The sequence below is a fragment of the Kushneria phosphatilytica genome (assembly GCF_008247605.1).
In the GTDB taxonomy this organism is placed as follows: Bacteria; Pseudomonadota; Gammaproteobacteria; order Pseudomonadales; family Halomonadaceae; genus Kushneria; species Kushneria phosphatilytica.
Map to the genome: position 1 here is coordinate 2,873,624 of NZ_CP043420.1, position 20,582 is coordinate 2,894,205.

Annotated in this window: 21 protein-coding genes; 10 read left to right on the top strand and 11 right to left on the bottom strand. The window is 60.5% G+C overall.

Annotation, left to right across the window (positions count from 1 at the left end):
• The first annotated feature begins 52 nt into the window (after positions 1–52).
• The 7 genes from FY550_RS13210 to slmA all read left to right on the top strand — a co-directional run bounded on the left by FY550_RS13210 (position 53) and on the right by slmA (position 6,984).
• The gene (locus tag FY550_RS13210) at positions 53–1,066 is read left to right on the top strand and encodes a zinc-dependent alcohol dehydrogenase family protein (protein ID WP_070978372.1); all 1,014 of its coding nucleotides are present in this window, start codon (positions 53–55) and stop codon (positions 1,064–1,066) included.
• A 66-nt stretch (positions 1,067–1,132) separates the two neighbouring features.
• On the top strand, positions 1,133–1,825 hold the full coding sequence (gene gpmA / locus FY550_RS13215; protein ID WP_070978369.1) for a 2,3-diphosphoglycerate-dependent phosphoglycerate mutase: 693 nt from the start codon (positions 1,133–1,135) through the stop codon (positions 1,823–1,825).
• Positions 1,826–1,911: 86 nt separating this feature from the next.
• Complete coding sequence (locus FY550_RS13220) at positions 1,912–3,243, top strand: bifunctional phosphopantothenoylcysteine decarboxylase/phosphopantothenate synthase (protein WP_070978367.1); 1,332 nt, start codon at positions 1,912–1,914, stop codon at positions 3,241–3,243.
• A 46-nt stretch (positions 3,244–3,289) separates the two neighbouring features.
• A complete protein-coding gene (gene dut / locus FY550_RS13225; protein ID WP_070978365.1) occupies positions 3,290–3,772 on the top strand; it encodes a dUTP diphosphatase in 483 nt (160 codons plus the stop codon).
• Positions 3,773–3,828: 56 nt separating this feature from the next.
• Positions 3,829–5,235, top strand: a complete 1,407-nt coding sequence (locus tag FY550_RS13230; protein ID WP_070978362.1) for a phosphomannomutase/phosphoglucomutase — start codon at positions 3,829–3,831, stop codon at positions 5,233–5,235.
• A gap of 100 nt (positions 5,236–5,335) precedes the next feature.
• Entirely contained in the window at positions 5,336–6,283 is a 948-nt protein-coding gene (gene argB, locus FY550_RS13235; RefSeq protein ID WP_070978360.1) for an acetylglutamate kinase, read from the top strand.
• 80 nt (positions 6,284–6,363) lie between these two features.
• On the top strand, positions 6,364–6,984 hold the full coding sequence (slmA, locus tag FY550_RS13240) for a nucleoid occlusion factor SlmA (RefSeq protein WP_070978357.1): 621 nt from the start codon (positions 6,364–6,366) through the stop codon (positions 6,982–6,984).
• A gap of 84 nt (positions 6,985–7,068) precedes the next feature.
• Here the strand turns inward: slmA and rpoH are convergent, their stop codons facing one another.
• The 4 genes from rpoH to ftsY form a co-directional block, all read right to left on the bottom strand.
• Entirely contained in the window at positions 7,069–7,947 is an 879-nt protein-coding gene (gene rpoH / locus FY550_RS13245) for an RNA polymerase sigma factor RpoH (protein WP_070978355.1), read from the bottom strand.
• A gap of 133 nt (positions 7,948–8,080) precedes the next feature.
• Entirely contained in the window at positions 8,081–9,052 is a 972-nt protein-coding gene (ftsX, locus tag FY550_RS13250; protein WP_070978353.1) for a permease-like cell division protein FtsX, read from the bottom strand.
• On the bottom strand, positions 9,049–9,717 hold the full coding sequence (ftsE, locus tag FY550_RS13255) for a cell division ATP-binding protein FtsE (protein ID WP_070978399.1): 669 nt from the start codon (positions 9,715–9,717) through the stop codon (positions 9,049–9,051). The genes ftsX and ftsE overlap by 4 nt, the downstream gene beginning before the upstream one ends.
• 60 nt (positions 9,718–9,777) lie before the next feature.
• A complete protein-coding gene (gene ftsY / locus FY550_RS13260) occupies positions 9,778–11,223 on the bottom strand; it encodes a signal recognition particle-docking protein FtsY (RefSeq protein ID WP_070978351.1) in 1,446 nt (481 codons plus the stop codon).
• A 156-nt stretch (positions 11,224–11,379) separates the two neighbouring features.
• On the opposite strand from ftsY, the gene rsmD reads away from it, so the two are divergent.
• Together rsmD and zapB are read left to right on the top strand one after the other, a co-directional pair.
• A complete protein-coding gene (gene rsmD / locus FY550_RS13265; protein WP_070978350.1) occupies positions 11,380–12,006 on the top strand; it encodes a 16S rRNA (guanine(966)-N(2))-methyltransferase RsmD in 627 nt (208 codons plus the stop codon).
• 146 nt (positions 12,007–12,152) lie between these two features.
• On the top strand, positions 12,153–12,347 hold the full coding sequence (zapB, locus tag FY550_RS13270) for a cell division protein ZapB (RefSeq protein WP_070978349.1): 195 nt from the start codon (positions 12,153–12,155) through the stop codon (positions 12,345–12,347).
• Here zapB and FY550_RS13275 read toward each other — a convergent pair.
• The 7 genes from FY550_RS13275 to prfB form a co-directional block, all read right to left on the bottom strand.
• On the bottom strand, positions 12,332–12,805 hold the full coding sequence (locus tag FY550_RS13275) for a GNAT family N-acetyltransferase (protein ID WP_070978348.1): 474 nt from the start codon (positions 12,803–12,805) through the stop codon (positions 12,332–12,334). The two genes, zapB and FY550_RS13275, sit on opposite strands and share 16 nt — an antisense overlap.
• Entirely contained in the window at positions 12,802–13,686 is an 885-nt protein-coding gene (locus tag FY550_RS13280) for a hypothetical protein (RefSeq protein WP_070978347.1), read from the bottom strand. Before FY550_RS13280 ends, FY550_RS13275 begins: the two co-directional genes overlap by 4 nt.
• A gap of 23 nt (positions 13,687–13,709) precedes the next feature.
• Complete coding sequence (locus FY550_RS13285; protein ID WP_070978345.1) at positions 13,710–14,024, bottom strand: BolA family protein; 315 nt, start codon at positions 14,022–14,024, stop codon at positions 13,710–13,712.
• Positions 14,025–14,106: 82 nt separating this feature from the next.
• Positions 14,107–15,519, bottom strand: a complete 1,413-nt coding sequence (locus FY550_RS13290; protein ID WP_084388093.1) for an MFS transporter — start codon at positions 15,517–15,519, stop codon at positions 14,107–14,109.
• Between the two features lie 35 nt (positions 15,520–15,554).
• Entirely contained in the window at positions 15,555–15,941 is a 387-nt protein-coding gene (locus FY550_RS13295) for a hypothetical protein (protein ID WP_070978339.1), read from the bottom strand.
• A gap of 95 nt (positions 15,942–16,036) precedes the next feature.
• Positions 16,037–17,554 (bottom strand): lysine--tRNA ligase, encoded by a 1,518-nt coding sequence (lysS, locus tag FY550_RS13300; protein ID WP_070978337.1) that lies wholly within the window; start codon positions 17,552–17,554, stop codon positions 16,037–16,039.
• A 173-nt stretch (positions 17,555–17,727) separates the two neighbouring features.
• Positions 17,728–18,826, bottom strand: a protein-coding gene (prfB, locus tag FY550_RS13305; RefSeq protein WP_149054589.1) for a peptide chain release factor 2 whose coding sequence is annotated in 2 segments (ribosomal slippage) — positions 17,728–18,750 and positions 18,752–18,826 — 1,098 coding nt in all. Because the reading frame shifts where the segments join, the coding sequence is not laid out codon by codon here.
• A 140-nt stretch (positions 18,827–18,966) separates the two neighbouring features.
• Between prfB and FY550_RS13310 the strand changes: the two genes are divergently transcribed.
• Positions 18,967–20,562 carry a peptide ABC transporter substrate-binding protein gene (locus FY550_RS13310; RefSeq protein ID WP_233350212.1) on the top strand — a complete coding sequence of 532 codons (1,596 nt, stop codon included), beginning with the start codon at positions 18,967–18,969 and terminating at the stop codon, positions 20,560–20,562.
• The last annotated feature ends 20 nt before the right edge of the window (positions 20,563–20,582 follow it).

The following is a 20,582-nucleotide window of genomic DNA, read 5'->3' on the forward strand; positions in this document are numbered from 1 at the left end:
TATGAATCATCACCAGCGGCCCTGGGCCGTCATGCCAGACAAGGAGGGTTTCATGAAGCGTTATATCCTGCCGAAAACCGGTGCCATCAGTGATCTGACACTCGATGAGTGCGCCACACCGCAACCCGGACGCGGTCAGGTGCTGGTCAGGATGAAGGCGACCTCGCTGAATTACCGCGATCTGATGATCGTGCAGGGGCGCTATGCGCGCGGCGGTGTTGCCGCCAACCGAGTACCGCTCTCCGATGGTGCCGGCGAAGTGGTCGAGCTCGGCGAGGAGGTCAGTGACTGGCAGGTGGGTGATCGGGTAGCCGGTCTGTTCATGCAGGACTGGCTGGGTGGCGAGGTCGATGCACGCTACAGTGCCTCGGCGATGGGCGGCGCCATCGATGGGGCGCTCACCGAATACCGAGTCTTCGATGCTCACGGCCTGGTGCGTCTACCCGAGCACTTCTCGTTCGAGCAGGGCGCTACCCTGCCCTGCGCCGCCGTTACTGCATGGAACGCGCTCTATGCCGGTCAGCGCCCGTTGAAGAGCGGCGACAGCGTCTTGCTGCTGGGGACCGGCGGTGTTTCGATCTTCGCCCTTCAGCTGGCACGCGCAGCCGGTGCACGCGTCATTCAGACTTCCTCGAGCGATGACAAACTCAAGCGCGCTCGCGAACTGGGCGCCAATGACACCATCAACTACCGCCAGCACCCCGAGTGGCAGGAGGAAGTGCAGCGGTTGACCAATAATCGTGGTGTTGATCATGTGGTGGAAGTCGGCGGTGCCGGCACCCTGCCCCGCTCGCTGGCGTCAAGCCGGGTCGGTGGCACGGTCAATCTGATCGGCGTACTCACCGGCGGCGAAATCGATCCCAGCCTGATCATGCGCAAAAGCGTCACTCTACGCGGCATCTATGTGGGCTCAAGGGAGATGTTCGAAGCCATGAACCGGACCATCGAGTTGCACCACATCGAGCCGGTGATTGATCGCACCTTCGCTTTCGACGAAGCGCAGACGGCTTTCGAGCATCTCGAAAGCCAGCGCCACCTGGGCAAGGTGGTCATTCGTATTGACTGAGCACCACGGGGCGCCGTTCGGAGTCGGACGGCGTTTTCACCTTCATCTGCCATTTCAGGAGGACCCATGCCCCATCTGGTCATGGTGAGACACGGTCAGAGTGAATGGAATGCCAAAAACCTGTTTACCGGCTGGGTCGATGTTCCGCTCTCCGAGCAGGGTATCGAGGAGGCCCGTAACGCCGGGCGCCATTTGCGCCATGCCGGCTACCGCTTTGATATCGCCTACACCTCTGTACTCAAGCGCGCCATCCATACATTGCATCATGCACTTGGCGAACTCGAACAGGAGTGGGTCGACGAAATCAAGTCGTGGCGGCTCAACGAGCGTCACTACGGTGCCCTGCAGGGACTCGATAAGCAGGCCACGGCAGAGAAATACGGCGAGGATCAGGTCCATCGCTGGCGCCGCAGCTATGATGTGCTCCCACCGCTACTCGAAGAGAACGATGAACAGCACCCACGCTTCGACCCGCGCTATCGCGACCTCGATCCCAGGCTGCTGCCCGCCGGCGAAAACCTCAAGCTCACTCTCGAGCGGGTGATGCCCTTCTGGCAGGATCATATCGCCCCGGATCTGCGTGCCGGGCGTACCGTCCTGATCGCCGCGCACGGCAACAGTTTGCGGGCTCTGATCAAGTATCTTGATGGCATCAGCGATGAGGATATTCCGGGACTGGAGCTGCCAACAGGGGTGCCGCTGGTCTACGAACTTGATGACACCCTGGCCGTTGAAAAGCACTACCGGCTGGAAACGTAACCCGTATCGGCGCCGCTCCGGCGGCGCTACGCAATTCCCCCGGCCGAATGGTAAGGTAGTCCGCTGATGACTGTCGGAGCCTTCCCATGTCGCGACTCGTTGGTCGGCGCATCCTGCTGGGCATCACCGCGGGTATTGCTGCCTATAAATCCGCTGTTCTCGCCCGCCTTTTGAAAAAGGCCGGGGCCGAGGTGCGTGTCGTCATGACAGAAGGCGCTCAGGCATTCATTACGCCTCTGACCCTTCAGGCACTGACCGGGGAGCCGGTGCGTACCTCATTGCTTGACCCTGCCGCCGAAGCTGGCATGGGTCATATCGAGCTGGCCAGGTGGGCGGAAGATATCCTGATTGCGCCAGCCACGGCCGATATCATGGCACGCCTGGCGCACGGTCACGCTGATGACCTGCTGACCACCCTGTGCCTGGCCACCAAAGCTCATTGTTATTATGCCCCAGCGATGAATCAGGCCATGTGGCGCCATCCGGCGACCCAGGCCAACAGCCAGCGACTGGCAACGCTTGGGTGGCGCGCCCTGGGGCCCGATAGCGGCGACCAGGCCTGTGGCGATATCGGTAGCGGGCGAATGCTCGAGCCCGAGGCCATCGTGACCGAACTGACCCTGGCCATCGATCAAACCCGTCCGGGGCCTGGGGAGATACCACTGGATGCGCCACCGGCGCACGATGACAGGGAACCACCCGCCGATCCTCGAGCGCCTTTGAATGCTTCGGCAACCCCTCTGCTGCATGGCCTTCATATCGCCATTACGGCCGGCCCGACCCGCGAAGCCATCGATCCGGTGCGCTATCTCTCCAATCACAGCTCGGGACGCATGGGCTTTGCACTGGCCGAAGCCGCTGTAGCGCTGGGCGCACGGGTAACGCTGATCAGCGGCCCGGTCACCCTGGAGACCCCGGCAGGTGTCGAGCGCATTGATGTGGTCAGCGCTCTAGAGATGCTGGCGGCTGCCGAGCAGACGGCACCGCACTGCGACTGGTTCATTGGCTGCGCGGCTGTGGCTGACTATCGCCTTGCGCAGATCAGCGAACACAAGCTCAAAAAACAATCGGATCATGGCGCCATGACGCTGCATCTGATCGAGAACCCCGATATCATCGCCGCCGTCGCTGCTCGCCCGACGCCGCCCTGGACCATCGGCTTTGCAGCAGAAACCCGGGAGCTGGCGCAATATGCCGGCGACAAGCTGCGTCGCAAGGGGCTCGACATGATTGCGGCCAATGATGTGACCGCTCCGGGGCTTGGCTTTGGCGCCGAGGAAAACGCCCTGACGCTCTATCATCATGGCGAGGGTGCCGAACTGGTCAGCCATGTGTTGCCCACCTGCCACAAGCGTGCGCTTGCCGAAGCACTGCTGCGTTACGCGCATGACCGCTATCGAGCGCACCAGCCGCGCTAGCCCAACGGCCAAACCATTCAGGAAATTCTCGAATACTGGAGCATGCATGCCCGGTCCACGACTGGAAGTAAAAATCCTTGATGAGCGAGTACGCGAGTATCCGCTGCCACATTACGCCACCAGCGGTAGCGCCGGCATGGATCTGCGGGCCCTGCTCGATGAGCCGCTGCCTCTTGCGCCGGGCGATTGTGAGCTGGTTCGCACCGGTCTGGCCGTACATATTCGTGATCGTGCTTATGCCGGACTGATTCTGCCGCGATCAGGGCTGGGACATAAACACGGTATCGTGCTGGGCAATCTGGTTGGGCTGATCGATGCCGACTATCAGGGTGAACTGATGATTTCGGTCTGGAACCGTGGTCGGGACACCGTCACGCTCGATCCATACGAGCGCATCGCCCAGTATGTCCTCGTGCCGGTCATGCAGGCTGAACTGGACATCGTGGAGGATTTCAGTACCGCCGATGACCCCGACATCGAACACGAACCACGCGGCAGCGGTGGCTTCGGCCATTCCGGCCGCCACTGATCTGCCTGCAACCAAACCGGGTCAGGCGACCCGATGACCACGACAGGGATGCCAGCATGAGTTCATTGAACAGTTCTGCCCAAAAGCGGGTACCTGCCTCGATCTTTCGAGCCTATGACATTCGCGGCGTGGTCGATGAGCAGCTTACCGAGCAAAGTGTACGCCTGATCGGCCAGGCAGTCGGCAGTGCCGCACTGGCAAGCGGCGAATCCAGTATTGCGGTGGGTCGGGATGGACGACTTTCCGGCCCGCACCTGGCAACAGCCCTGATCGAAGGCGTACGCGCCGCCGGCTGCAATATCATCGACCTTGGCATGGTCCCCACGCCGGTCGTCTATTTTGCCGCCGCAACGCTGCCCGACACTCATTCCGGGATTGCTGTCACCGGCAGTCACAACCCGCCGAACTACAATGGCTTCAAGATCGTATTGGGCGGCGTGACACTCGCCAACGAAGCGATCTCCGATCTGTATCACCGTATCCGGGATGACGACCTGGCCGAGGGCCACGGTGATTATCGGGCACATGACATTCGCCCAACCTATCTCGAGCGTATTCTCGGTGATGTTCAGCTCGACCGCTCACTCAAGGCGGTAGTCGACTGCGGTAATGGTGTCACCGGTGAGCTGGGACCGGAACTGATCCGAAAACTGGGCGTGGACACCATCCCGCTGTTTGACGACATCGATGGTCGCTTTCCCAACCACCACCCCGACCCCGGGAAGTTCGAAAATCTCACGGACCTGATCGCTAAAGTGCGCGAGACCGGCGCCGATATCGGGCTGGCCTTTGATGGTGACGGTGACCGCGTCGGCGTGGTAACGCCGGCCGGCGAAATCATCTATCCCGATCGCCTGCTGATGGCCTTCGCCGATGATCTGCTCAAGCGTCAGCCCGGTGCTCGCATCATTTTCGATATCAAGTGCACCGGAAACCTGATCGATATTATCGAATCACGCGGCGGCACACCGGAGATGTGGCGCACCGGGCACTCGCTGATCAAGGCGCGCATGAAGGAGACCGGCGCCCAGCTTGCCGGCGAGATGAGTGGTCACATCTTCTTCGGCGAACGCTGGTACGGCTTCGATGACGGCCTTTACGCCGCTGCTCGACTGCTGGAAATCCTCTCCAGAGAGACCGGTAGTGCAGATGACTACTTTGCGCGGTTTCCACAGGATCACGGCACAGCCGAGATCAATGTTCGGGTGACGGATGACAACAAGTTCGATATCGTCAAAAGACTGGCACGCGATACCGATTTCGGTAACCACGCCACCAAAACCACGCTTGATGGCATCCGCGTCGACTACCCCGATTGCTGGGGATTGTGCCGTGCTTCCAACACCACTCCCATGCTGGTGTTTCGCTTCGAAGGTAGAACGCCGGAAGCGCTCGACCGCGTCCGGGATCGTTTCCGCGAAGCGCTCAGGTCGGCCGCTCCCGAGATCGAGCCCGACTTCTGAACCGAGTACCGGTCTCTCTCCGAGAGGCCTCCGGTACTGACACACTATGCCGTGCGGGGCGTCCCACAACGCCCCGTTGCATGACAAGGACCCGAGTTCGATGACCCAGTCCGAACGCGATCCCCGCCAGGTCGTGGAAATTCTTTCCGAGGCACTGCCCTATATTCAGCGCTTCTCGGGCAAGACCGTAGTGGTCAAGTACGGCGGTAACGCCATGACCGAGGATACCCTGATCGACTCCTTTGCACGCGATATCGTGCTACTCAAGGAAGTCGGGCTCAATCCGATTGTGGTGCATGGTGGTGGCCCGCAGATCGGCGAACTGCTTGAGCGCCTGTCGATCGAGTCGCGCTTCGTTGATGGCATGCGTGTCACTGATGCCCAGACCATGGATGTGGTCGAGATGGTACTTGGCGGCTTGGTCAACAAGAGCATCGTCAACCTGATCAATCGTGCCGGTGGTCAGGCCATCGGCCTGACCGGCAAGGATAATGCCCAGATCCGTGCCCGGCAGTTGAAGGTCACCCGCCAGACGCCGGAAATGACTGCCCCCGAGATTATCGACATTGGTCATGTAGGCGAGGTCGAACATGTCTCCACCGATCTGATCGAGATGCTCACAAGCGCCCATTATATCCCGGTCATTGCTCCGATCGGCGTTGACGAGGCAGGCAATGCCTATAACATCAATGCCGATCTGGTCGCCGGACGCGTCGCCGAAGCACTGAATGCCGAAAAGCTGATGCTGTTGACCAATGTGGCCGGACTGATGAACGAGCATGGCGAGATCGTCACCGGTCTATCAACGGCCGAAGTCGACCGTCTGATCGATCTCGGGGTCATTCACGGCGGCATGCTGCCCAAGATCCGTTGCGCTCTGGAAGCGGTCAAGCACGGCGTGGCCAGCGCCCATATCGTCGATGGGCGGGTCCCGCACGCCACCCTGCTGGAAATCTTTACCAACGCCGGAGTTGGTACCCTGATTACCGACACCCGGGAAGTACCCACGCGAGAGACTGATCGGTCGGACAACGCCGACGCCGGATAAACGGCTGACTGGCGGCAACGGATACCCGACAATAAACGGCTGGGCTTCGCTCAACGCCAACCGGAGAAGAATGTTCCATCATGACGCAGGCCAACCCACGCCCGAAGCGCCGCGATCAGATCCTGCAGGCGCTGGCGCATATGCTCGAGGAGGACCGTGGCCGTCGTATCACCACGGCAGCGCTGGCCCGTCAGGTCGGTGTTTCGGAAGCCGCGCTCTATCGCCATTTTCCCAGCAAGGCCAAGATGTTCGAAGCACTGATCGAGTTTATCGAGCAGTCACTGTTCGAACGGGTCCAGCGCATTCTGGAAGAAGAAAGCGATTCCCAAACGCGTTGTCGACTGGTGCTTGCCCTGTTGCTGGGCTTTGCCGAAAAGAACCCCGGGCTATGTCGCCTGATGACCGGCGATGCCCTGAATGGCGAAAACGCCCGGTTGCGAGCCCGTGTGGCCCAGCTGTTTGATCGTCTGGAAACCCAGCTCAAGCAGGTATTGCGTGAAGCCCAGGCACGCCAGGAGTTTCAGCCGGTCATAACCATTACGGCGACTGCCAATCTGCTGATGGCGACTGTCGAAGGGCGCATTACCCAGTATGTGCGCAGCGATTATCAGCGCCACCCCACCGAGCACTGGGAAGATCAATGGCAGTTGCTGGCGCGTCATCTGCTCACCGGTCAGTCGGTTTCATCATCGACCAGCTAAGACGAGGCAACGATGAGCGGCAAGCATGAAAAGGGCCCGCTCCATTCGGAGCGGGCCCTTTTATAAACATCCGCAGACAACAACTCAGGCGAAGTCGTGCATTTCCTCGCCCATGGCCTGCTTGAGCTTCTTCATAGCGTTCTTCTCCAGCTGGCGAATACGCTCCGCCGAAACACCATAGACATCGGCCAGTTCATGCAGCGTCGATTTGTGCTCGGAGAGCCAGCGCCGCTGCAGTATATCGCGCGAACGCTCATCAAGCTGCATCAGTCCACCCTGCAGACGCCGCATGGAATCGGCTTCCCAATCGCTGTCCTCGAGTGAGCGTGCCGGATCAAAGCGCGAATCCTCGAGATACTGCGAAGGCGATTGATAGCTTTGCTCATCGTCATCGCCGGGGGTGGCATCAAAACCGGCATCGTAGGCCGAGAGACGACTTTCCATCTCACGAACGACCGACGGTTTGACGTCGAGATCGGAAGCGATGGCTTCGACCTCGTCATTATTGAGCCACGATAGCCGCTTCTTGGCGCTGCGAAGATTGAAGAACAGCTTGCGCTGCGCCTTGGTGGTCGCCACCTTGACGATACGCCAGTTGCGCAGCACGAATTCATGAATCTCGGCCTTGATCCAGTGTACGGCAAACGATACCAGACGCACGTTCTGTGCCGGATCGAACCGCTTGACGGCCTTCATCAGACCGACGTTGCCTTCCTGAATCAGATCCGCCTGCGGCAGACCGTAGCCCGAATAGCTTCGCGCGATATGCACCACGAAGCGCAGATGCGACATGACCAGCTGTCGCGCTGCTTCCAGATCGCCGTGATCATGCAGCTTCACGGCCAGCTCGTGCTCCTCCTCGGCGGAGAGCACGGGAATGCCATTGATCGCCTGAATATAGCCGTTGAGGTCATGCCCCGGCGAAAGATGACCAATAGGCTGAAGACTGGTGCTGGTGGTCATAGATACCCTGTGTTGTTTCCTTGAGACTCGACCCTGAACCACTCTATATATTTGGACCACTACCGTTGTATTCGGTTCCGGTAGCGGTCTTCACATGACACTGACAAATCGGTCGAGTACCCGGTTGATCGTATCAGCGCGGCCGAATCCCCGCCAGATGTCGATCTACTGCCAACCATGCCCCTATCAAGCCTAGCAGGGTACCACATGATAGCAAAAACATTGAGCCACCGAATCCCAGGGCCGGCAGGGTATAGTGGGTGCCAAAGCTTTGGGCGAGCGCATTGATCGGCGCTGACAGCCAGTGCCGGCCAATGAGCAGAAGCACCAGCGCCATGAAACCACCGCCCAGGCCATACCAGGCACCGCTATAGAGAAAGGGCCTGCGAACGAAGGCATGAGTGGCTCCTACCAGAGTCACCACCTCAATCTCCCGGCGCCGGCTCTCCACGGCCAGGCGCACCGTGTTGCCCACGACCAGCAGCACACCACAGGCAAACAGCACGCCCAGCGCGATAACCAGTCGCTGCCCCAGTTCTGCAAGCTGACGCAGTCTTTCCAGCCAGGCCATATCCAGGCGGGCACTATCGACCCCCCTGAGCTGGCTCAATCGATCCGCCAGCGCCTGTACCTGCTGTGGGTCGCGGGAATTCGGCTGGACCACGATAGTGGCCGGCAGCGGATTGTCATCAAGCAGGGAAAGGATATCCCCACTGCCCAGACGTTGCTGAAACTCCTGCAATCCGGCTGCTGCGGTGATCAATCGGGTGGAGATCACCCCATCCATGCTGCCGACCTGATCGGAAATATCCATCGCCTGCGACTCGGTGAGCTGCGGCGCAAGATACAGCGTCATCTGGGCGCTGTCATCGAGGTTGCGATCCAGCAGCGAGGCGCTGCTCAACAACAACCACAGGATGGCGGGCAGCATCAGCGCCACGGCGATGGCCAGCATCGTCATCAGGCTGGCCAGCGGGCGCTCGCGCAAGCGCCGGGCACTATCGACCGCCATCTGTGCATGGTGGCGACGCCACGCTCGCGAGCGGCTATCAATGCCCATCCGATGACCATGACGACGTGCGCCCCGACGCGATGGCAGATTCATGCCGCCTCCTCGTCACCGATCAGCCGTCCTTCGCGCAAGCGCAGAACCCGATGGCGCAGTCGGGCAATCAGAGCCAGATCATGGCTGGCAATCAGCACCGTGGTCCCGATGCGATTGAAGTCTTCAAACAGGCGCATGATATCGGCAGAGAGCTGGGGGTCGAGATTACCGGTCGGCTCATCGGCCATCAGCAGAGCCGGCTTGTTCACCACGGCCCGTGCGATACCCACCCGCTGCTGCTCACCGCCGGAGAGTTCGATCGGTAGTGCATTCTCGCGATGCAGCAGACCGATCTTGTCGAGCGCAGCGCGCACCCGACGGCGTGCATCTTCCGGCATGACGCCACGAATGATCAGCGGTAGAGCAACATTGTCAAAAACGGTGCGATCAAACAGCAGCTGGTGATCCTGATATACCACACCGATCTGGCGCCGATAGTAGGGAATCTGCGACACCGGCAGACGACCCAGATCATAACCGCCAACCGAGAGCTTACCCCGGGAGGGGCGCTCCAGGCAGGTGAGCAGGCGCAACACCGAACTCTTGCCGGCACCGGAATGACCGGTGAGAAAAACCATCTCACCTCGCTCGATGGTGAAGTTGAGATCGGCCAGCGCCTCGAAACGCCCACCATATCGCTTGCCCACATGCTCAAAGGCGATCATGGCCATGTTGAACTCCACCTGCTCACTGCATCACCCCATCTGCCACCAGTGCCACAGCCCTTACTCGCGCTCACGGGAGAACAGCGCGCCAACGAAGTCTCTGGCCTCGAACGGGCGCAGATCATCGAGCGTTTCACCCACGCCGATATAGCGAATGGGAATGCCCAGCTGCTTGGCTACCGCAAAGATAATGCCACCCTTGGCAGTACCATCCAGCTTGGTAAGCGTAATACCAGTGATCGGCACCGCTTCATGAAAGGTCTGTGCCTGGCTGATGGCATTCTGGCCAGTGCCGGCATCAAGCACCAGCATCACTTCATGCGGTGCCTGCTCGTCGAGCCGTGCCATTACTCGCTGTACCTTCTTGAGCTCCTCCATCAGCGGCCCCTTGTTCTGCAGCCGCCCGGCGGTATCGGCAATCAGTACATCGATACCACGCGCCTTCGCGGAAGAGAGCGCATCATAAATCACCGAAGCGCTGTCGGCGCCGGTGTGCTGAGCCACAACCGGCACTTCGTTGCGCTCGCCCCACACCTTGAGCTGTTCAACTGCAGCAGCACGGAAGGTATCCCCCGCCGCCAGCATTACACTGCGGCCCTGGCGCTGGAAGCGCTGGGTGAGCTTGCCGATGGTGGTGGTCTTGCCCACACCATTGACCCCGACCATCAGAATCACGAACGGGCCCTCGCCCTTTGGCGGCAGCTTCAGGGTTTTTGCCACCGGCTCAAGCATATTCGACAGTTCTTCCTGCAGCGCCTCGTAGAGGGCTTCAACGTTCTTCAGCTCGCGCCGCGAAATACGCGCTTCGAGATTGGTCATGATCTCGGTGGTCGCCTCGACCCCGACGTCAGCCAGCAGCAACTGGGTCTCGAGCTCTTCCAGCAGATCGTCATCAATCTCCTTGTGGCCCAGCAGCAGCGTCGAGAGATTATCGGTCAGATTGGCGCGGGTCTTGCCCAGCCCCTGACGCATTCGCCTGAGCCACCCCTGCTTGCGCGGCGCGCTTTGCGCGTCATCGGCTGTTTCCGGGCCCACTTCGATTTCATCATCGCGGGGCTTGCCGGAGCGCCGCTCACCGGGGCGTAATGCCGGCTCGGCTGTCGAAGAAGGCGCATCGGCGGTACTCGCTACCCCGACATCCTCGGAAGCGGCGACATCCTCGGGCGCCGGCTGCAGTCCCGGAGCCGGCTCGGGAGCGGCCTCTTGCGGCTCCGGGATATCCGCGGATCGATCACGAGCCTCATCGGAGCGCGTCTGCTGATAGCGCTCTTTTTCATCGCCGGAGGTGTCATCCTGCTCGGGTTCGGCGACAGCTGATTCGTCTTCGACAGCGTCTTCACCGATATGCTCTTCTACCGGTTGCTGCCGGGCCGAAACCTCTTCCGGCGCCGACTGTTCATCAGACTCGGCAGGGGCATCGCTGCGTTCTTCGTCAGACGGATGCGCTGTCTGCTCCTCGTCGCGAGGCGGCTGGTTGTGCTTCCTGCGTTTCAGAAAACCGAACATGAACGCTCTACCATGAGAAATGAAGTCCAAAGGGCACGGGCGCAGGGAACGCCACAAGCGGCGCTGGCATGACACCGCCAACTGGCGCTCATCCTATCACTCCCGCCGGGGCGCGGGTACAATCGTGCCGCCCTCAGCACGATTCCGGAGCCCTGCATGGCACGCAGAACCTCTCGCCGGCCGGCCTCGAAAAGCGCCGACCGAGGGCGCGGCACGCTGCGCCTGATCGGTGGCGACTTTCGCCGTCGCCGTCTGCCGATCCCCGATCGACCGGGACTACGTCCGACGCCCGACCGCGTCAGGGAGACGCTGTTCAACTGGCTGATGCCGCTGCCCGGTACCGCCCGAGTGCTCGATCTCTATGCCGGGACCGGTGCGCTCGGGCTTGAAGCGCTTTCCAGGGGCGCAGGCACAGCCTGTTTTGTCGAGCATGACCCAGCCGCAGCCGAGCAGTTACGCACCAACCTTGCCACCCTGTTCAACTCCCCGCTGCCTGACGGGCGCCCGGTTCCCACTCATCAGGTCATCGAAGAGCAAGTCTCCGCCTTTCTGGCCCGCTCCCCCGAAGCGCCGTTTAATCTGGTGCTGCTGGACCCTCCCTTCCGTCAGGCACTGGTCGAGAAGGAGAGTCATCGGCTCGAAACCGGCGGCTGGCTGGCACAGGATGCTCGGATCTATATCGAAACCGAACCCGATGCCGAACCCATCCTGCCCACCAACTGGCAGCTTTACCGTCAGACCCGGGCTGGCGACAGTCTGGCGCGCCTCTATATTCGTCATTGATGACACTGTCCATCAAAGGCGCCATCATTAACCGCCTCGGCAGGCTTGCCCGTGTGGCAACGGGCGCGTAGGCTGGCTTCGAAGCGCCGCGCCGCCGGCCTGCCTTACCATTGGAATGACCAGGGCGTATCAGGAGACGGATCAGGATGAGTACCGAACTTTTCGATCAGCTCGAGCAGCGGGTTCACAATGCTCTGGAAACGATCGAAATGCAGCGCATGGAGCTTGATGAGCTGCGTCAGGAGAATGAGCAGCTCAAGCAGCAGCAACAACAGTGGGAAGGCCGTCTCAACAGCATCCTCTCCCGTTTTCGGGAACTGGAGGGTCAGAGCGGTGAGTGAGGCGCCGCGAGGGTGAGCGACATCAGTATCGCATCCTCGCGCTGACCGCCGGGTGCAGGCGCCTCATAGTAGGCCCGGCGGCGTCCATCGATCCGAAAGCCATGTCGTTCATACAACGCTCGGGCGGGTTGATTGCTGTGACGCACTTCAAGCAGCAACCGCTCACGCCGGGTAGTTTCCAGGCGCTCCCGCGCCAGTGCCAGCAAACACTCCCCCAGACCACGCCTTCGCCAATCGACATCCACACCGATCAATTCCAGTTCAATATCCCAGGGCCCGAAAGCCAGCACCATCATGGCAATCAGCTCGCCGGCATCACTCATGATGCCCCACAGCTCGGCCTCCTGACGCATGGCCAGCGCGTGATACACCGCTTCCGACCAGGGATCCATCCGCACTCTGCGATCCAGCGCCGCCATCGCCACCGCCTGTGCAGGCCCCAGTGCGACGGGTGTCATTCGCCTGCATCCGAAGATGCAGCGCCGGTGTCATGCCACCACCAGGTTGCCCATGACTGCATCTGTCGCCAGAGATCGCGACGTCCTTCGGCATGCGCCAGCGCCTCCGGAGCGGGCCCCTGCCAATAAGGTACGCCCAGCAGGGCCGCCTGCTCATCCCCCAGCTGTAATGCCCGCGCCAGCGACGGCGGTGTACCAAACAGCAGCACCCGCTCGATGAACCATCCCCGCCCACGGCGCCCGGCAATAAAGGCACGCAACCCTTCGCGAGCCTCGGCCAACGGATCCTCGACCGGCAAACCTTCCATCATCGGCCACTGAAAAAGCTGAAATTCGAAGGGCCGCTCAGGACGTACCCCGGCCGCGTGGAAGATATTACCAAGCAATTGGCGCTGCTCTGGTGAGGGCGGCTCAGCCTGCGCCAGCATGATCAGCCAGCGTCCATCCAGCGCCGCTACCTGCAGCGCAAACCGCAGCGGCTCAAGAGGTGCCGCTGTTTCAGTATTGTCCTGCTGCCGAGCCACGGGCGTCGAATCATCTGTCGCCGGCTCTGTCGTGGGCACACGCTCGGCGTCAGCCCCCCTGCTTTCGGAGTCCGGAACCGTATTCTCCAGCAGAGCCCGAGCCGAGCGGGGAGCACCAACTGCCCGGGGGGGGGCCACCGGCGCACTGTCTTCTTCACCGCGAACGTCATCGATCAGCGCATGCAGCTGGGCACCGTGATCGGCTGAAGGCGTATCATCCTGTGGCGATTCGGGCCAATCACAGACTGGCGTCGGCGCGGCGTTGGGCAGCCGAAAACGGGCCACATGCGGCGTAATGCCCATGGCCTCGAGATACTGCAGGCGTGCCTGCTCGGACACCTGAGTCGGCTGACCCATGACATGGCCTCCGTTCGGCGCGATCAGCGTCCGCCGCCGCCGCGGCAGTCAGGCGAATCCGGGCGGGTGTTGCCCCTCGCTTCCCATTGCGCTGGTGTATAAAGATGCAGCGCCAGAGCATGCACCGGGCCAGCCATTTCGTCAGCCAGTTCGCAGTAGATCTGCTGATGACGCTTGACCGGCATCAGCCCTTCAAACCGTTCACTGACCATGGTGACCTTGAAATGGGTTTCCGAATCCGGTGGCACATTGTGCATGTGGCTTTCGTTTTCGACGCTGAGCCAACGGGGTGCAAAGGCTTTCTGCAATTTCTCTTCGATCCGGGCCTGCATACTCATTGTTCACCTCCTGAGCAGGACATGTGCCTGGGGCAGCGAGGCAGACGAGAGGACACACGCCCTCGGCTGCTGCATCTTGAAATCAGTCGGATATGGTGCACTGACGCCGGTAGAGAGGTATGCGCAATGCGCACAGTCCGCAGGCAATGATGCCCGCCAGAGCACCACCCCAGAGAGCCAGACCTACCGGCATCGCCTCGGCCGACCCCTGAAACATTATCCCAGAAAGCACCAGTGCGACCAAGGCAGCACCCAGTGACTGACCGAAGGTTCGTACGCTGGCCATGACCCCGGCAGCACTCCCACTACGCTCACGTGGCAGACTGCCCATCAGTTCACGATTGTTGGGCGCCTGATAGAAGCCAAAGCCGATCCCGCATACGGCACTGCGCCAGAGGATATCGCCCACCGCAGCCTCCTGATCGAGCAGCGCCAGCAGTGCCATGCCGACAACCAGCACGGCCATGCCACAGGCCGCGATCAGCGGCGGGGAGAAACGATCTGCCAGTCGGCCACCCAGCGGCGCCCCGAGCATCGTCCCCAGTGGCCATGGGGTAAACAGCAATGCCGAAGCCAGCGGCGTATAACCCTGCACGCTCTGAAACAGAAACGGCAGACTGATAAAGGCCATGCTCTGGGCAATGAAAGCAAACAGTGACGTCAGCGCCGCCGAGGAGAAACGCGGCTCGGTAAAAATCGCCAGCGGCAGCAATGGATGGGCCACACGACGCTGACGGAGGATAAAGAAGCTCGCCGACGCCAGGCTTACTGCCAACAGCGTCAGGGTCTGTTCTGTCGACGTACCACGCGAAAAACCATCCACCATGATCACGAAAGCACCCAGCGCCACAGCTGACAACACTGCTCCGATCACATCAAAGGGAAAGCTGCGCCCCTGCTCAAAGGGTAGCGCACGTACCGCCAGGCAGAGCGACAGCACGCCTATTGGCAGATTGATCCAGAACAACCAGGGCCAGCCAGCCACCGCCAGGATAGCGCCTCCCAGCGTCGGACCACCGGCGACGCCGACCGACACGGTCATCGCGGTCAGCCCCATCGCCTGTCCCAGCAACCGAGAGGGAAAAATGACCCGATAAAGTGATGGCCCGATGCTCATCATGGCAGCGGCACCAAGCCCCTGAATAATCCGGAAGCCTATCAGCACCGGCAAGCCAGTCGAGAGCGCACAGCCGATCGAAGTCAGGGTAAAAACCGCCATACCACCGATATAGAGACGATAACGACCGATCCGGTAACCCAGTGCTGCAAAGGTCAGGATCGCAGCCGCCCCCACCAGCTGATAGACGTTGATGATCCATACCGAGGCCGACGATGACACCCCGAGATCACGAGCCATCGTCGGTAGCGCAATATTGATCAGATTGATGTTGAGCACCGCCATCAGCGAGCCCGACATCAGCACCGCTATCGCCAGGATGCGCTGCCGCGGAGGCAGCCCGTCATCACCTTCGCGCCATGACAGCAGTGCTTTCAAGAGAACACTCTTCGTCGGATAAATGCAGGCCTGGTTCAGGCCTCGTCGTTGTCCAGCAGGAGATCATCGTCCAGCTCAACACTGTCGAGCGCATCATCGTCACCCAGATCCAGCGTCATATAGCTGTACTCGATACGCAGCAGGCTTTCGAACAGGGCTTCGTCGAGCGGTTCAGGCCAGTAGCGGCGATCCTCTTCCCACGCCTGCAACTCGTTTTCGAGAATATCGAGATAGCGCTCCCGAACGTAGGCCTGCAGCGCCTCGAGCGAATCCATCTCAGGGATCAGGTAGACCGTACTTTCCTGCTCGACATCGGCCAGTGTCAGATCATCCTCGCCTTCCGTGGCTTCCAGCGAATTGATCCAATCGACAAAGGCATGGGTCGGGCGCACGCTGAGCGCCGAACGGTTGACCATTTGCATCACATGACTCCTCGAGCGGAAAGATAACTGCCAACAGCGGGACAGGCGGCCGACAGTATGGGCCCTTCCTGACGACCCGGCCAGTGCCGTAAACGCTAGCCGGACTGTGGCCGCATGGCGGGGAACAGCAGGACATCGCGAATCGAGGGAGAATCCGTCAGCAGCATGACCAGTCGATCAATACCGATGCCCTCACCCGCTGTCGGCGGCAGTCCATATTCAAGCGCCCGAATATAATCCGCATCGTAATACATCGCCTCAAGATCCCCTGCCTCCTTCTCCGCCGCCTGGGCCGCGAAACGCTCGGCCTGGTCTTCGGCATCGTTGAGCTCGGAGAAGCCGTTGGCAATTTCGCGACCACTGATAAAGAACTCGAAGCGGTCGGTAATGAAGGGATTGTCATCATTACGCCGTGCCAGCGGACTGACTTCGGCCGGATATTCGGTAATGAAGGTCGGCGCATCGAGTCGATGCTCGGCCACCGTCTCGAAGATTTCGGTCTGCAGCTTGCCGAGCCCCCAGCCGGCGCCGACTTCCAGTCCCAGTCGATCGGCAACGCCACAGGCCGCTTCGAAACTATCGAGCTCGGCAGCCTCGATACCCGCCCCATAGCGCAGAATCGCCTCGCGCATGGTCAGGCGCTCGAACGGCTGGCTCAGATCGTAATCCGCGCCCTGATAGTGAACCCGCGTCGTCCCCAACGCCTGCTCGGCACAGAATCGTACCAGTGCCTCGGTCAGATCGATCAGGTCATGATAGTCGGCATAGGCCCAGTAGAATTCGAGCATGGTGAACTCGGGATTGTGACGCGTCGACAATCCCTCGTTGCGGAAGTTGCGATTGATCTCGAAGACCCGTTCGAAGCCGCCAACCACCAGCCGTTTCAGATAGAGCTCGGGGGCAATGCGCAGATACATGTCGATATCCAGCGCATTGTGATGAGTGACGAAGGGTCGCGCCGTAGCGCCGCCGGGGATCGGCTGGAGCATCGGCGTTTCGACTTCCATGAAGTCATGTTCGGTGAAGTAGCGACGGATGGCACTGATCACGGCAGCACGAATTCGGAAGGTTTCACGCACTTCCGGGTTCATGATCAGATCAACATAACGCTGACGATAGCGCGCTTCCTGATCGGTCAGACCATGAAACTTGTCAGGCAGCGGTCGCAGGCTTTTGGTCAGTAGCCGGGCCTCGTGCATCATGACGTAGAGATCGCCCTTGCCGGACTTGTGCACCGGCCCGCGGCCGAAGACGATATCGCCGATATCCCAGCCGCTGATGTCTTCGAGCACTTCCGCCGGCAGTCCCTTCTTGTCGACATAGAGCTGAATCTGCCCGGAACCGTCCTGAATGACGATGAAAGGGCCGCGCTTGCGCATGATGCGCCCGGCAACCGCAGCATGACGATCAAGCTGCTCAAGGGTGGGCTTGTCGTATTCGCCCAGCTCTGCCTGCAGTGTCGACGCCAGGCTGTCACGGCGCAGATGATTGGGAAAGGCGCTCGTCCCACCGGCTTCGGCGCGCTCGCGATGCGCTGCCAGTTTGGTCCGGCGCTCACTGATCAGCTGATTATCGTCGTCGCGTAAAGTGTCCTGCTGATCCTGCTTCGCCATGATGCTACCTGTTGAAAAATACTTGAATCGTCGCTCTATTATCCGAGCCAGGCGGTTGCGGCAAGAGCAGAGGCAAGACCGGAAGTGAAGCGCTGCGCCCGCGCAGTTGAATACCCCCCACGGGCACGGCACATCACTTCACGACACTGCCTCGGCCACTACAACATCGCCGTTCACAGCCCCTGCTTGAGACTCGCCTCGATGAACTGATCCAGTTCTCCGTCCAGTACCTTCTCGCAATTGCTGGTCTGAACACCGGTGCGCAGATCCTTGATGCGCTGATCATCAAGCACGTAGGAGCGGATCTGGCTGCCCCAGCCGATATCCGACTTGGCATCCTCGGCCTTCTGCTTCTCGGCATTGCGCTTTTGCATCTCGATTTCCCAGAGCTTGGCGCGCAACTGCTTCATGGCGAAATCACGGTTGGCATGCTGACTGCGCTGGCTCTGGCACGACACCACAACACCGGTCGGCTCGTGGGTGATACGCACCGCGGAGTCGGTCGTGTTGACGTGCTGACCACCGGCTCCACTGGAGCGATAGGTATCGACGCGCAGGTCCGAAGGATTGATCTCGACTTCAAAGCTGTCGTCGATTTCCGGAGACAGGAAGACTGAAGCAAAAGACGTATGTCGCCGCCCGCCGGAATCGAAAGGACTCTTGCGCACCAGGCGGTGAACACCGGTTTCGGTACGCAGCCAGCCAAAGGCATACTCGCCCTGGATGTGGATGGTGGCAGATTTGATACCAGCCACCTCCCCGGCACTGACCTCGAGCAGGTCCGCAGTAAAGCCGTGATGCTCGATCCAGCGCAGATACATCCGCAGCAGCATGTTGGCCCAGTCCTGGGCCTCGGTGCCACCGGAACCGGCCTGAATATCAAGATAGGCGTTATTGGCATCCATCTCGCCGGCAAACATGCGCCGGAACTCAAGCTTCGCCAGCTCACGTTCGTAGCGGTCGAGATCGCTGCGGATCTCATCGACGGTATCGTCATCCTCCTCGCTGATCGCCAGTTCCAGCAGATCGGCATTATCGGAGACGCCAGTGGAGAGCCGGTCGAGGGTAGTGACCAGCTCATCGAGCTGGGCACGCTCACGGCCCAGTTTCTGCGCGTGATCCGGATCATCCCAGACGTGCGGATTCTCCAGTTCCCGGGTTACCTCTTCCAGCCGATCCTTTTTCTCGGCATAGTCAAAGATACCCCCTCAGGACTTCTGTCCGTTCGGACAGGTCCTTGATCTGCTGATTGATCGGTGTAATTTCCTGCATGCTGAACTCGCTCAGGCGAAGCCGGTAACACCCGCTCCGCGGGATTCATGGAACAAAAGGGGCATTTATTGTAGCCAACCGGTGGCATGGCCGTCATCCACCGGCTTTACTGACTGCCAGGGAATAAAAGGAAGACAATAATGCAACGACTGACGCTGATGATGGCGACCACCTCGCTGGCAGGAGCCCTGAGCCTCGCGCCTTCTTTCATCGATACCGCAGCAGCTGCCACGCTCCGGATCGGTATCAGCAGCGATCCGGCGTCACTGGATCCGGGTCACATCACCGGCGGGGTCTGGGAAGAAGATGTGCTGCGTGACATCTACGAGGGCCTGATCAGCATCGATGCCAGTGGTCACATCATCCCCGGGGTGGCCAAAAGCTGGCAGCTTTCCGATGACGGCACCACCTGGACCTTTGAACTGCGTCAGGATGCAAAATGGTCGGATGGCCAACCGGTCACCGCCGAGGATTTCGTCCGGGCGCTGCGCTATCACGCCAATCCGAAAACGGCCTCGAACTACGCGCATCGGCTCTATCCCATCGTCAATGCAGAGGCGATCACCCGGGGCGACAAGCCGGTCGACTCACTGGGTGTGGAGAGTCGCGACAACGGTAATACGCTGGTTATTCATCTGAACGAACCTACGGCCTATTTCCTGAAAACACTGGTCCTGCCCTTCGGTTACCCGTTGCCGAAACACGTGATGGCGCAATACGGAAAGTCCTGGAGCGATATCGACCATATCGTCACCAATGGCCCCTTCAGACCGGTCAAATGGGTCTCCAACACCGAGCTGGATACGGTAAAAAACCCGCAGTTCCATGACGCCGATCAGATCAGCCTCGACGGGGTCGACTTCTACCCGCTGGAAGACAAGAACGCGGCCATTACCCGGTTCCGCGCCGGCGAGGTGGATATCGTGCGCGACTTCCCGGCGGCGCGATATCAATGGCTGAAGGAACATCTGCCAGATGCCGTGCATCTGACGCCCTCACTGGGCAGCTATTATTATGTATTCAATACCCGCAAGGACACACCCACGGCCGACAAGCGCATTCGTCAGGCGCTGAGTCTGGCGATCAATCGCGATGTCATTGCCAACAAACTGCTCGATGGTGCGGTCAAGCCCTCTCATGCCCTGGTCCCAGGCGGGGTCAGCCACTACACGCCTCAGCCTCAGCCGGGACTTGAGGCCTCGATGGATGAGCGCATGAAGCAGGCGAAGCAGCTGATGCAGGCAGCCGGCTACGGTCCGGATCATCCGCTCAAGCTGACCCTGCGCTACAACGCAGGCACCGAGCATCAGCGGATTGCCGTGGCTGTGGCAGCGATGTGGAAGCCACTGGGGGTAGACGTCAGTCTGCGCTCCAGCGAAGCCAACGTGCATTATGCCGACCTGATGCAGGGCGATTTTCAGGTAGCCCGGGCCGCCTGGATCTCAAGCTACGATGACGCCCAGAACTTTCTGCAGCTGCTCTCGGCGGAGACCAACAACTACGGCGCCTGGCACAGTGATGAGTACAGCCGTTTGATGGCGCGCTCCGATCGTGAACAGGACCCCGACAAGCGAGAGGCACTGCTCGAACAGGCCGAACGGACAGGTCTGGCGGATTATCCGCTGGCGCCGATTTATATCTACGCCTCGCGCAATCTGGTCAACCCCGACATCGAAGGCTGGCAGGATAACGCACTGGACATGCACCCTTCGCGCTATCTTTCGCTGGGGCAGTGATCACCCGGCTCATCAGACCT

Coding starts and splice junctions, on each gene's coding strand:
- gpmA (WP_070978369.1), top strand. CDS start 1,133: ATGCCCCATCTGGTCATGGTGAGACACGGTCAGAGTGAATGGAATGCC.
- slmA (WP_070978357.1), top strand. CDS start 6,364: ATGACGCAGGCCAACCCACGCCCGAAGCGCCGCGATCAGATCCTGCAG.
- rpoH (WP_070978355.1), bottom strand. CDS start 7,947: ATGACCACCAGCACCAGTCTTCAGCCTATTGGTCATCTTTCGCCGGGG.
- dut (WP_070978365.1), top strand. CDS start 3,290: ATGCCCGGTCCACGACTGGAAGTAAAAATCCTTGATGAGCGAGTACGC.
- FY550_RS13295 (WP_070978339.1), bottom strand. CDS start 15,941: ATGCAAATGGTCAACCGTTCGGCGCTCAGCGTGCGCCCGACCCATGCC.
- lysS (WP_070978337.1), bottom strand. CDS start 17,554: ATGGCGAAGCAGGATCAGCAGGACACTTTACGCGACGACGATAATCAG.
- ftsY (WP_070978351.1), bottom strand. CDS start 11,223: ATGTTCGGTTTTCTGAAACGCAGGAAGCACAACCAGCCGCCTCGCGAC.
- FY550_RS13275 (WP_070978348.1), bottom strand. CDS start 12,805: ATGACACCCGTCGCACTGGGGCCTGCACAGGCGGTGGCGATGGCGGCG.
- FY550_RS13280 (WP_070978347.1), bottom strand. CDS start 13,686: ATGGGTCAGCCGACTCAGGTGTCCGAGCAGGCACGCCTGCAGTATCTC.
- FY550_RS13230 (WP_070978362.1), top strand. CDS start 3,829: ATGAGTTCATTGAACAGTTCTGCCCAAAAGCGGGTACCTGCCTCGATC.
- FY550_RS13310 (WP_233350212.1), top strand. CDS start 18,967: ATGCAACGACTGACGCTGATGATGGCGACCACCTCGCTGGCAGGAGCC.
- zapB (WP_070978349.1), top strand. CDS start 12,153: ATGAGTACCGAACTTTTCGATCAGCTCGAGCAGCGGGTTCACAATGCT.
- FY550_RS13285 (WP_070978345.1), bottom strand. CDS start 14,024: ATGAGTATGCAGGCCCGGATCGAAGAGAAATTGCAGAAAGCCTTTGCA.
- rsmD (WP_070978350.1), top strand. CDS start 11,380: ATGGCACGCAGAACCTCTCGCCGGCCGGCCTCGAAAAGCGCCGACCGA.
- FY550_RS13220 (WP_070978367.1), top strand. CDS start 1,912: ATGTCGCGACTCGTTGGTCGGCGCATCCTGCTGGGCATCACCGCGGGT.
- FY550_RS13210 (WP_070978372.1), top strand. CDS start 53: ATGAAGCGTTATATCCTGCCGAAAACCGGTGCCATCAGTGATCTGACA.
- argB (WP_070978360.1), top strand. CDS start 5,336: ATGACCCAGTCCGAACGCGATCCCCGCCAGGTCGTGGAAATTCTTTCC.
- ftsE (WP_070978399.1), bottom strand. CDS start 9,717: ATGATCGCCTTTGAGCATGTGGGCAAGCGATATGGTGGGCGTTTCGAG.
- ftsX (WP_070978353.1), bottom strand. CDS start 9,052: ATGAATCTGCCATCGCGTCGGGGCGCACGTCGTCATGGTCATCGGATG.